The 10,163-nt window shown below is 38.3% G+C and carries 10 protein-coding genes; 7 read left to right on the top strand and 3 right to left on the bottom strand.

Annotated features, from left to right (window positions below; translation table 11 throughout):
- Nucleotides 1–1,579: DNA polymerase I (polA, locus tag AC1DDX_RS15275; protein WP_477622227.1), on the top strand; the 1,579-nt coding region annotated here is incomplete at its 5' end.
- Between the two features lie 54 nt (nt 1,580–1,633).
- Here the strand turns inward: polA and AC1DDX_RS15270 are convergent.
- From AC1DDX_RS15270 to AC1DDX_RS15260, 3 genes are all read right to left on the bottom strand, one after another.
- Complete coding sequence (locus AC1DDX_RS15270) at nt 1,634–2,311, bottom strand: metal-dependent hydrolase (RefSeq protein ID WP_172662261.1); 678 nt, start codon at nt 2,309–2,311, stop codon at nt 1,634–1,636.
- On the bottom strand, nt 2,311–2,616 hold the full coding sequence (locus AC1DDX_RS15265) for a YbaB/EbfC family nucleoid-associated protein (RefSeq protein ID WP_048908217.1): 306 nt from the start codon (nt 2,614–2,616) through the stop codon (nt 2,311–2,313). The genes AC1DDX_RS15270 and AC1DDX_RS15265 overlap by 1 nt, the downstream gene beginning before the upstream one ends.
- A 76-nt stretch (nt 2,617–2,692) precedes the next feature.
- Nucleotides 2,693–3,841, bottom strand: coding sequence for a M28 family metallopeptidase (locus AC1DDX_RS15260; protein WP_172662260.1), 1,149 nt, complete (start codon nt 3,839–3,841; stop codon nt 2,693–2,695).
- Nucleotides 3,842–3,952: 111 nt separating this feature from the next.
- On the opposite strand from AC1DDX_RS15260, the gene AC1DDX_RS15255 reads away from it, so the two are divergent.
- From AC1DDX_RS15255 to AC1DDX_RS15230, 6 genes are all read left to right on the top strand, one after another.
- Nucleotides 3,953–5,155, top strand: a complete 1,203-nt coding sequence (locus AC1DDX_RS15255; protein WP_172662259.1) for an NAD(P)/FAD-dependent oxidoreductase — start codon at nt 3,953–3,955, stop codon at nt 5,153–5,155.
- 347 nt (nt 5,156–5,502) lie between these two features.
- A complete protein-coding gene (locus AC1DDX_RS15250; RefSeq protein ID WP_048908219.1) occupies nt 5,503–6,207 on the top strand; it encodes an N-acetyltransferase in 705 nt (234 codons plus the stop codon).
- A gap of 11 nt (nt 6,208–6,218) precedes the next feature.
- Complete coding sequence (gene argG / locus AC1DDX_RS15245) at nt 6,219–7,412, top strand: argininosuccinate synthase (protein ID WP_048908220.1); 1,194 nt, start codon at nt 6,219–6,221, stop codon at nt 7,410–7,412.
- Nucleotides 7,402–8,373, top strand: a complete 972-nt coding sequence (gene argC / locus AC1DDX_RS15240; RefSeq protein ID WP_172662258.1) for an N-acetyl-gamma-glutamyl-phosphate reductase — start codon at nt 7,402–7,404, stop codon at nt 8,371–8,373. Before argG ends, argC begins: the two co-directional genes overlap by 11 nt.
- A gap of 121 nt (nt 8,374–8,494) precedes the next feature.
- Nucleotides 8,495–9,628, top strand: a complete 1,134-nt coding sequence (locus tag AC1DDX_RS15235) for an aspartate aminotransferase family protein (protein ID WP_337717041.1) — start codon at nt 8,495–8,497, stop codon at nt 9,626–9,628.
- Nucleotides 9,625–10,163, top strand: a 539-nt coding sequence (locus AC1DDX_RS15230; protein WP_477622226.1) for a Rossmann-fold NAD(P)-binding domain-containing protein, incomplete at its 3' end; no start/stop codon positions are given. The genes AC1DDX_RS15235 and AC1DDX_RS15230, both read left to right, overlap by 4 nt.

Genomic DNA, 10,163 nt, shown 5'->3' with positions numbered 1-10,163 from the left:
GTTTAGGCCTGTTCTTGAAAATGAAAATATAGCCAAAATAGGACAGAATATTAAATATGATATGCTTGTATTTAAATGGTATGGTGTATCTGTAAAAGGAAAGCTATTTGATACCATGCTTGCACATTATTTGATTGATCCGGACACACGACATAACATGGATGTGCTGGCCGAGAATTATTTGAGCTATTCGCCCATTTCAATAACTAAGCTTATTGGTGCCAAAGGAAAGGGGCAAGGGAATATGCGGGATGTTCCAGTTGAGCAGGTGGTAGATTATGCGGCTGAAGATGCCGATATAACCTTGCAGCTTGCCAACGTGTTTAAGCCAATGCTTAAACAGCTTAATGCAGAACAGCTTGCCACTGATGTTGAAAATCCTTTGATCTATGTGCTTGCGGATATTGAAAAAGAGGGGGTTAGAATAGATATGGACACCTTGATTAACTATTCTAAAGAGCTTGAGCTAGACATCAGAAGGTTTGAGCAGAATGTTTATGATAAGTGTGGTATTAAGTTTAATCTGGCCTCACCAAAACAACTGGGAGAGGTTCTTTTCGATAAACTACAGTTAGATCCTAAAGCAAAAAAAACAAAGACAGGTCAGTACCAAACCGGTGAGGATGTGTTATTGGCCCTCGCTCATAAAAGTGACATCGTTCAGGATATTTTAGATTTCAGACAGCTGCAAAAATTAAAGTCTACTTATGTTGATGCCTTGCCTTTACTAGTTAACCCAAGGACTGGTCGCGTTCACACTTCATATAATCAGGCTGTTGCCGCAACAGGAAGGTTAAGTTCTAATAACCCGAATCTGCAGAACATTCCAATCCGTACGGAAAGGGGTAGAGAGGTGCGCAAAGCATTTATTGCTAGAGATGCAGATCACGTGCTGCTTTCTGCGGATTATTCTCAGATTGAGCTTCGCATTATCGCTGAGATCAGTAAAGAAGAAAACATGCTGGATGCCTTTAGTAAGGGTATCGATATTCATACCGCAACAGCAGCAAAGGTATATGGCATTTCAATTGAAGAGGTTGATTCTACCCAAAGAAGGAATGCAAAAGCGGTAAACTTTGGGATTATCTATGGCCAATCTGCTTTTGGCTTGTCGCAAAACCTGGGCATTCCACGTAAAGAGGCCGCGGCCATTATTGAGCAGTATTTTGAGCAATATCCGGGGATTAAAAAATACATGTCGGACACGATGAATTTTGCCCGCGAAAATGGATTTGTGGAAACCATTTTAGGCAGAAGAAGATATTTAAGAGACATCAACTCTGCCAACCAGACAGTACGTGGTTTTGCAGAGCGAAATGCCATAAATGCACCTATACAAGGTTCTGCAGCAGATATGATTAAGGTGGCCATGATCAATATTCATAAGGATATTCAGGATCAGAACCTTCAATCAAAAATGACCATGCAGGTGCATGATGAGTTGGTTTTTGATGTGCTTAGATCTGAAGTTGAAGCAATGAAACAGATCATTTCATATAGAATGAAAACAGCGATTAAAACATCCGTTCCAATTGAAGTTGAAATTGGCGAAGGAGATAACTGGTTAGCGGCGCATTAATTAATGCGTATAAAAAAAGCCTCGTTTTGAATTTTCATAACGAGGCTTTTTATTTTAAAGCTCAATGGTTTCGCCAATTGCCGGCAATAATAGAACTTTATTTTCTCTTTTAAATTTAGCTAAGGCTTCTTCTGTATCAATTTCTATTACAGGGAAGGTGTTGTAGTGCACACCAATCACGGTGTTGCAATCAATATATTTTGTAGCGATAATGGCATCATCAACATCCATTGTATAGTTACCTCCAATTGGCAGGATTGCATAACTTAGGTTATAAAGCTCAGCAAGAAGTTTCATTTCCATCGTTAGTGCGGTATCTCCTGCAAAATAAATGGTTTTATTTTCAAGTTCCAGTACATAACCTGCCGGATTTCCGCCGCAGGTACCGTCGGGTAGAGCTGCTGAATGTGTAGCCCACACCATTCTTAGCTTTCCAAAATCAAAGTTTTGGCTTCCAAAGTTCATTCCATGTACATTTTTTATCCCCTGCTTGCCGGCCCAATCAGCAACTTCTGCTATCGCAATAACAAGTGCATTGGTTTGGTTTGCAATTTCCACGAGATCGGCAACGTGATCGCCATGGCCATGACTTACCAGGATATAATCAGCCTCTATACTTTTAATATCTATATGCTTAGCGAGCGGATTATGTGTGATAAAAGGGTCGAAAAGAAACTTTTTGCCATCGGCTTCTAGCAGGAAGCAGGATTGGCCATAATATGTATATTTCATTATTGTCCAAACATTCCGCCTAATCCGCCAAACATATCTTTAGTCGCTGCCTGCATTTCTGTCGCACTAACCTGATCTGCTTGTGTTAAGGCTTTATTAATAGCTGTCAATAGTAATTCTTCAAGTTCTTCTCTGTCGGCCTGCTTATGGAATTCTTCGCTGATCTCAACTGCTGTGATCGCTTTGTTTGCCGTTGCAGTAACGCGTATTGCACCACCTTCAACTTCTCCAAAAACAGAGATCGTATCTAGTCTTTTTTTTATTTCGTCAGCCTTCTGCTGGGCTGCCATTAATTTATCAAACATAAGTTGTTGTTTTTATTATAAAACGAAATTAAAGGAATTTGGTTTAAAGTAAAGCCAATAAAATGAAAAACATGGGTTATTTATTCATTAATGCCGCATTGAAGTCGACAAAGAGCTTAAATAAATCCTGATATTCTGTTAATGGAAGGGTTTTAGACCGGTCGTAAATATCATGATACGCACTGATGCCTCCGGTAGTGTAAATAAAAAAGGCAGGAACATCTTTCTCAGTGAAAAAGTAGTGATCGCTATTTGCCGCCTTGCCCCTTGAATTGATCTTTTTCAGGTATTTGTTTTTATCGTTGAGTTGATTTAATAATGAAAATTCCTTTTGGTGGATTGTTGCATTTACAACGGTAATGCCTGTTTCTCCTGTTCCTACCATATCAACATTAATTAGAAACCTGATTTTTTGGAGCGCAAGCAATGGGTACTCTGTAAAGTATTTGGATCCAAGTAATCCCGCCTCTTCTCCGGCAAAACAAATAAACGCCATTGTGTAAGGTTGTGGATTGGCGGCGTAGTATTTTGCCAGAGATAGTAAAAAAGAAATGCCACTGGCATTGTCGTTGGCCCCGGGGAAATAGGTTTTGTTACCCATACCACCTAAATGATCGTAATGAGCCGTTATAACCAATACGGAATCGGGTTTTGTAGTTCCTTTTACTACTCCACAGATATTGGCCGTATTAAATTCGGGGATAAACGAGTTTTCAACGTTGATTTGAAAGTTAAGAGGAAGGCCTTTGATGGCGTTTTTTTTTATTTCTATGCCGGTGAAGTCGCCTTGCTCAGGAGCAACAGACCAGGTGAGTTTATCCTTAAGTATGGCAATTACGCGCTCGCTTGAATCGGCAAACGTAATGCTGTCTTTTTGTTCAAACTTTCCTTTGGCTATTTTTCCGATACTTTGGGGCATTACAATAAAATCTTTACCAGGACTAAGTTTCTTGCCATTAATGGTAACCTGCATTTTTCCAGGAAAGGTGTTTACAGGAAAAGAGAATGCTTGTTTAAAATCCGTTCCGTTCATCGGGCTAAGCCCGTAAGCTTTAAATGCTGAGCAAATCAAATCTGCAGCCTTTGCCATTCCATTATTGGTATACCCTCTGCCCCAAAGTTCTTTTGAGCTGAGCTCCTTTACCATTTCGTGGGCATAGTGAATGTCCTGCGAAAGCGCAGGTCCTGCGATAAAAAGAAATAATATTAAGAAATGCGTTTTCATAATAACCCCAAAGGAAAATTCAATATATGGTTAAACTTACATAAAGTTTAAATTTTGCGAATCTAAAACACATATCAAACAAGATTGTTATAGTTTGATTAATTGAAATTTATGGATGTTCGCTCAAATGAGCCGTTTTGGCTGGTAAAAAATGGAATAATGCACTCCTACCCCTCTTTAAGGGCAGATGCGAACTGTGAAGTGCTGATTGTTGGCGGAGGGATTACCGGGGCTTTAATGGCGCATGCCTGCATAGCTAAAGGTTATAAGACGATATTGATTGATAAAAGAGAAATTGCTAATGGCAGTACTTCGGCAACTACCTCCATGCTTCAATATGAAATTGATGTACCACTATATAAATTAAAAGAATTGATAGGAGAGCACGGTGCCATTGCGAGCTACCTTGCTTGCAGAGATTCTATTTATAAACTGGAGAATCTGGTAAAAGAGATTGATTCATCATGTGGATTTGAAAAAAAGGAATCCCTTTATTTTGCAGGGAAAAGTAAGGATGTTAAATGGCTAAAGCAGGAGTATGAAGCCCGCAAAATGGCTGGTATTGAGGTGAACTGGCTAGACAAAAAAGAAATAAAGGCTACATATGGCATTGTGGCCGAAGGAGCAATTCTTTCTGCAGATGGGGGTAGTGTGGATGCTTTTTGTTTGACCCACGATTTGCTGCGCTATAATTCAGAAAGAGGGTTAAAGGTGTTTGATAAAACTGAATTGAAAAAAGTAAAATACGAAAAGGATGCCGTAAAGGTTCAATTAAATACTGGAGCTGAAATAGCTGCAAAACATATTATTTATTGCACAGGATATGAAACTCAAAATATGCTTTCTGATAAGGTGGTGCAATTGAAAAGTACCTATGCAATGGTTAGTGAAAGACAGGATTTACATCCTGAGATTTACGAAAGAACCTTGTTTTGGAATACAGATTCTCCATATTTATATATGCGGACAACGGCTGATGGAAGATTTCTTGTTGGCGGTGAAGATGAAAATTTTAAAAATGCAATTCGAAGAGATCTGCTTTTGAGCAGAAAAAAAGAAAGATTGGAAAAAACGTTAAAAAAATATTTACCCAATAGTTCATTCGTTGAGGACTTTTGCTGGGCTGGTACTTTTGGTGAAACAAAAGATGGTTTACCATACATAGGAATGCACCCTAAATACCCTAAAAGCCACTTTTTGCTCGGTTTTGGGGGTAATGGAATTACTTTTTCGGTAATGGGAATGGATATGATTATTGAGATAATGGAGGGAAGGCCAAATATTCTGTCTCATTTCTTCAGATTTGGACGTTAAATTAAGTGCAGATTTTCATTATAAAAATGTAAAAAAATTAAAAACGTATTGCACAACTCGATATTTATTTAAACCTTTGCGCCTCAACTCATTCAAAGAATTATTATACACAGAAAATGATTAAGCACGCGACCCATAAACTTTCTATTGTAGAAGCAAAAAATATTGCTTCCAGAAGTTTGTTTATTGAACGTTTGCGACCCGTTTTTTTTGTAACCACTAACCGGCAAAATTATACGCCGCGGATTTGAGTAAATCTCTGCGTAATGTCTCTACGCATTTCCACAGAGGATTGCCTCTCAAAAAACAATTAATCAGAACATTTATTTTTTTTCGTTATCATATTAATGAATATAAACGATTTTATAGTGCAAGTTGCACTTCCTGAACATCGTGTCTTTGCAGAAGAAATTTGCGAAGAAATGGCAGAATCGGCAAAAGCTCGAGGTACAGGTATCGCTAAACGCTCTCCGGAGTACGTAGCAAATAAAATTTTAGACGGGAAGTCTGTAATTGCTTTCCATAAGGATGGCTCATGGGCTGGGTTTTGCTATATAGAAACCTGGACACATGGACAATTTGTAGCCAATTCAGGTTTAATAGTTAGTCCTAAATACAGAAAAGCGGGACTTGCTCATGCTATTAAAGAGAAGATTTTTGCGCTTTCGAGACAAAAATATCCTAAAGCAAAGATTTTTGGTTTAACTACAGGATTGGCTGTAATGAAAATCAATTCTGATCTTGGTTATGAACCTGTAACTTATTCAGAGCTTACTCAGGATGAGGAATTTTGGAAAGGCTGTCAAAGTTGTGTGAACTTCGAAATTCTAAAGATGAAGGAACGCAAAAATTGCATGTGTACTGCAATGCTGTATGATCCTGTAGAACAAAAACATGATGTTGCCAAGAAATTTGCAGAGGAATTGCACAAGAAGCCTAAGCTTTACGAGCGCTTTATGCGCATTAAGCAACGCTTGGTACTTAGTTCAAAACCCGAAAATAAAGGAGGTTTAAAATCTCTGTTTTTAATGTTTACCGTTTTATTTAAATAGCTGTTATAAAGATGAAGAAGAAAGTTGTTTTAGCGTTTAGCGGAGGTTTGGATACCTCATTTTGCTGTATTTATTTAGCCCAGGATCGCGGATTAGAAGTGCATTCTGTTATTGTAAATACTGGTGGTTTTTCTGATGAAGAATTAGAGGAAATAGAAAAACGTGCTTATGCTTTAGGTGTAGCTTCTCATGCTGTGGTTGACGAAACGACAAACTATTATGACAGCTGTATTAAATATTTGGTTTTCGGGAATGTGTTAAAAAATGCAACTTATCCATTATCGGTAAGTGCAGAACGTGTAAGTCAGGCTACTGCAATTGCAAATTATGTTAAGAAAATAGGTGCTGATTACGTAGCTCACGGAAGTACAGGTGCAGGTAATGATCAGGTTCGTTTTGATATGATCTTTAATATCATCATTCCGAATGTAGAGATTATTACTCCTATCAGAGATTTAAAGCTGTCACGCGAAGCGGAAATAGAGTATTTGAGCAACCATGGTGTTCATTATAGCGCTGAAAAAGCAAGATATTCTATTAATAAAGGTTTATGGGGAACATCTGTAGGAGGAAAAGAAACTTTAACCTCTAATGAGACGTTGCCAGAAGAAGCATGGCCAACTCAGGTTTCCGTAACAACACCTCGCAAATTAACTTTAACTTTTACTAAGGGTGAACTGGTAGCTATTGATGGCGAAACTTTTGAGCCGGTTAGAGCAATTCAGAAATTACAGGCAATAGCTCAGCCTTATGGTATTGGCAGAGATATCCATGTAGGTGATACAATTATAGGAATTAAAGGACGTGTGGGTTTTGAAGCTGCGGCGCCAATGGTGATCATTAAAGCTCACCATACGCTAGAAAAACATACTCTAACAAAATGGCAGCTTTCATGGAAAGAACAACTGTCGTCTTTCTATGGTAACTGGTTACATGAAGGTCAATTCCACGACCCTATTATGCGAAACATTGAGGCTTTTTTAACCGATACACAGAAAACAGTTAGCGGAAATGTGTTTGTTGAGTTGTTGCCTTATCGTTTCAATATTATCGGAATTGAATCAGAACACGATTTGATGAGCAATAAATTCGGTAGCTATGGCGAAATGAACAACGCATGGAGTGGCGAAGATGTTAAAGGCTTCTCAAAGATTTTTGGTAACCAGGTAATGATCTGGCATAAAGTAAACAGTCATGAAGATTAGAGCAGGTATAGTTGGCGGTGCAGGATATACAGGTGGCGAGATGCTTCGTATTCTTGTGAACCATCCAATTGTTGATATTGTATTCGTAAATAGTAACAGTAATGCCGGAAACCATATTTCGGATGTGCATACAGATTTATTTGGCGATACTGACTTGCGCTTTACAGATGAATTATCGTCGGATATTGATGTTTTGTTTCTTTGTGTAGGACACGGTGATGCGAAGAAATTTTTAGCTGCAAACGTTATTGATAGCAGCATTAAGATAATTGACTTGAGTCAGGATTTCAGACTAAAAGTGAATGCCGGAAATAAATGGGTGTATGGCTTACCGGAATTAAATCGTGAAGCAATACAGAAGGCAAGTTATATTGCTAATCCGGGTTGTTTTGCAACTTGTATTCAGTTGGGACTACTGCCTTTGGCATCAAAGGGTTTGTTGAAAAGCGAAGTGCATATCAACGCAACAACAGGATCAACCGGAGCTGGACAAAGCTTGGCTTCAACCTCTCATTTTAGCTGGCGCAATAACAACTTATCAGTATACAAAGCTTTTGAACATCAGCATCTTAATGAGATAGGAGAGAGTTTGAAACAACTTGAGCCCGGTTTTAATGAAGTTTTAAACTTTATTCCGCAACGTGGTGATTTTACAAGAGGTATTTTGGCAGCAATGTATCTTGAGAGTGATTTGACTGCAGAGGAGGCACAGCGTATCTATGAAGATTTTTATGCATCACATCCTTTTACTCATGTAAGTAAAAGAAATATTGATTTAAAACAGGTGGTAAATACAAATAAAGGATTAGTGCATGTAGAAAAACATGGCAATAAACTCTTTATTGTAAGTATAATAGATAATTTGTTAAAAGGAGCAAGTGGGCAGGCAGTACAAAATATGAATTTGATATTTGGATTAGAAGAAGGTACTGGACTCCGGCTAAAAGCAGCTGCATTTTAATTTGTTGTTTCGTCATCCTGAATTTATTTCAGGATCCCGGATTTCCATTTAACCATTTAACCCATGCTACTTCGAGATCCTGAAATAAATTCAGGATGACGCGGAGCAAAAATCTAAAAAAATGAACTTATTCGACGTATATCCATTAAATAATATAGAAATAGTAAAAGCACAAGGCAGTACCGTTTGGGATGCTGAAGGACAAGAATATCTGGACCTTTATGGCGGACATGCTGTTATTTCAATAGGCCATACCCATCCGCACTATGTGCAGCGTTTAACCGACCAGCTTAATAAGGTTGGTTTTTATTCTAATTCTGTTAAGATTCCTTTACAAGTGCAGTTAGCTGAACAATTAGGAAAGGTTTCCGGAAAAACAGACTATCAATTGTTTTTGTGTAACTCTGGTGCAGAGGCTAATGAAAATGCTTTAAAATTAGCTTCTTTTTACAATGGCAGAAAGAAAATAATTGCCTTTAAAGGCGCATTTCATGGTAGAACATCTTTAGCAGTTTCGGCTACTGATAACCCTAAAATTATTGCTCCAGTAAATGAAACCGATAATATTGTTTTTCTTCCTCATAATGATACAGCTGCCCTGGAGCAGGCATTTGCTGAATTTGGAAATGATATTACAGCTGTAATTATTGAAGGGATTCAAGGTGTTGGCGGTATAAAAGAAGCTTCGATAAGCTTTTTACAAAAGATCCGTTTCCTTTGTGATCAGTATAATTCGGTTTACATAGCAGACAGTGTTCAGTGTGGCTATGGCAGAACAGGAATGTTCTATTCTCATGATTATGCCGGTGTTAACGCTGATGTTTACACTATGGCAAAAGGAATGGGCAACGGTTTCCCTGTAGCCGGAATTTCTATTGCACCAAAATTTAAGCCTTGGCATGGTATGCTGGGTACTACTTTTGGCGGTAACCACCTTGCTTGCGCAGCTGCTTTGGCTGTTCTTGAGATCATTGAACAAAATGATTTATTGAAAAACGCCGAAACAGTAGGAAGCTACCTGATCGAGGAATTAAAGAAAATTGAAGAAGTAAAGGAAGTACGTGGACGTGGTTTAATGATAGGCATAGACCTTCCTGAAAGCCTTTCACACGTTAAAAAAGAGCTTTTATTTAAACATAAAATATTTACAGGTGAAGCTAAGCCTAACGTAATTAGACTTTTGCCTGCATTAAATTTAACTAAGGATCAAGCAGATCAATTTTTGAAAGAATTTAAAATTGCTTTAAAAGGATGAACCAATTCACCTCAGTAAATGATGTACAAGACATCGGCCAATTGGTTAAAGACGCATTGGCACTAAAGGAAAACCCTTATTCGCATCAGCATTTAGGAAAGAATAAGACTCTTGGTCTGGTTTTTCTAAATCCAAGTTTGCGCACGCGTTTGAGTACTCAAAAGGCTGCACTAAACCTTGGTATGAATGTGATGGTGATGAATATGGATAAAGAGGGCTGGGCATTAGAAACACAAGATGGTGTGGTAATGAACGGAACTACTGTTGAACATATTCGTGAGGCAGCAGCTGTAATGGGGCAATATTGCGACATTTTAGGCTTGCGTTCTTTTCCTAAGCTGATAAACAGAGATGAAGATTATAATGAGGACTTTTTTAATAAATTCATTAAATATTGTAATGTTCCTGTAGTCAGTTTAGAAAGTGCTACCCGTCACCCTTTACAAAGTTTAGCTGATCTTGTTACAATTAAAGAGACCTGGGGTGGTGCAGCTAGACCAAAAGTGGTACTAGCATGGGCACCCCACATTAAGGC

This window comes from Pedobacter sp. 10L46_2 (genome assembly GCF_056395165.1).
The sequence above is the reverse complement of the archived record's forward strand: the minus strand, read 5'-3'. Positions and strand labels throughout refer to the sequence as shown.

Coding starts and splice junctions, on each gene's coding strand:
- AC1DDX_RS15270 (WP_172662261.1), bottom strand. CDS start 2,311: ATGAAATATACATATTATGGCCAATCCTGCTTCCTGCTAGAAGCCGAT.
- AC1DDX_RS15265 (WP_048908217.1), bottom strand. CDS start 2,616: ATGTTTGATAAATTAATGGCAGCCCAGCAGAAGGCTGACGAAATAAAA.
- AC1DDX_RS15260 (WP_172662260.1), bottom strand. CDS start 3,841: ATGAAAACGCATTTCTTAATATTATTTCTTTTTATCGCAGGACCTGCG.
- AC1DDX_RS15255 (WP_172662259.1), top strand. CDS start 3,953: ATGGATGTTCGCTCAAATGAGCCGTTTTGGCTGGTAAAAAATGGAATA.
- AC1DDX_RS15250 (WP_048908219.1), top strand. CDS start 5,503: ATGAATATAAACGATTTTATAGTGCAAGTTGCACTTCCTGAACATCGT.
- argG (WP_048908220.1), top strand. CDS start 6,219: ATGAAGAAGAAAGTTGTTTTAGCGTTTAGCGGAGGTTTGGATACCTCA.
- argC (WP_172662258.1), top strand. CDS start 7,402: ATGAAGATTAGAGCAGGTATAGTTGGCGGTGCAGGATATACAGGTGGC.
- AC1DDX_RS15235 (WP_337717041.1), top strand. CDS start 8,495: ATGAACTTATTCGACGTATATCCATTAAATAATATAGAAATAGTAAAA.